This is a genomic window from Paenilisteria rustica (assembly GCF_013820765.1).
GTDB lineage: Bacteria > Bacillota > Bacilli > Lactobacillales > Listeriaceae > Listeria_A > Listeria_A rustica.
The window spans coordinates 1-655 of the sequence record NZ_JABJVM010000045.1; the positions used below are offsets into that span (position 1 = coordinate 1).

At 52.2% G+C, this 655-nt stretch carries 7 tRNA genes; all 7 read right to left on the reverse strand.

Going from position 1 to position 655, the window contains the following annotated elements:
- Nucleotides 1–3: 3 nt before the first annotated feature.
- The 7 genes from HPK16_RS16525 to HPK16_RS16555 all read right to left on the reverse strand — a co-directional run bounded on the left by HPK16_RS16525 (nt 4) and on the right by HPK16_RS16555 (nt 644).
- A tRNA-Ala gene (locus tag HPK16_RS16525) sits at nt 4–79 on the reverse strand.
- Between the two features lie 28 nt (nt 80–107).
- A tRNA-Pro gene (locus tag HPK16_RS16530) sits at nt 108–184 on the reverse strand.
- 4 nt (nt 185–188) lie between these two features.
- A tRNA-Arg gene (locus HPK16_RS16535) sits at nt 189–262 on the reverse strand.
- A gap of 14 nt (nt 263–276) precedes the next feature.
- Nucleotides 277–365: transfer RNA gene (locus HPK16_RS16540), tRNA-Leu, on the reverse strand.
- Nucleotides 366–396: 31 nt separating this feature from the next.
- A tRNA-Gly gene (locus HPK16_RS16545) sits at nt 397–471 on the reverse strand.
- Nucleotides 472–483: 12 nt separating this feature from the next.
- Nucleotides 484–565 (reverse strand) — tRNA-Leu (locus tag HPK16_RS16550).
- Nucleotides 566–571: 6 nt separating this feature from the next.
- A tRNA-Lys gene (locus HPK16_RS16555) sits at nt 572–644 on the reverse strand.
- Nucleotides 645–655: the final 11 nt, after the last annotated feature.

The window sequence follows — 655 nt, forward strand, 5'->3', positions numbered from 1 at the left end:
AGTTGGTGGAGCCTAGCGGGATCGAACCGCTGACCTCCTGCGTGCAAAGCAGGCGCTCTCCCAGCTGAGCTAAGGCCCCTTCATAATAAGAGATGGGATATTTTTAATGGTCGGGAAGACAGGATTCGAACCTGCGACCCCTTGGTCCCAAACCAAGTGCTCTACCAAGCTGAGCTACTTCCCGAAAGTGCGCCCGAGAGGATTCGAACCTCTAACCGCTTGATTCGTAGTCAAGTACTCTATCCAGTTGAGCTACGGGCGCATTATATAAGTATATGGTGCCGAGGACCGGAATCGAACCGGTACGGATATCACTATCCGCAGGATTTTAAGTCCTGTGCGTCTGCCAGTTCCGCCACCCCGGCGTTAGAAACTTTATAATGGCAACTACAATTTTGGAGCGGAAAACGGGGTTCGAACCCGCGACCCCCACCTTGGCAAGGTGGTGCTCTACCACTGAGCTATTTCCGCTTAAGTATAAGATGCGGGTGAAAGGACTTGAACCTTCACGCCTCGCGGCGCCAGATCCTAAATCTGGTGCGTCTGCCAATTCCGCCACACCCGCAAAAAATGAGCCGTGATGGGCTCGAACCATCGACCCTCTGATTAAAAGTCAGATGCTCTACCAACTGAGCTAACGGCTCACAATACAAAA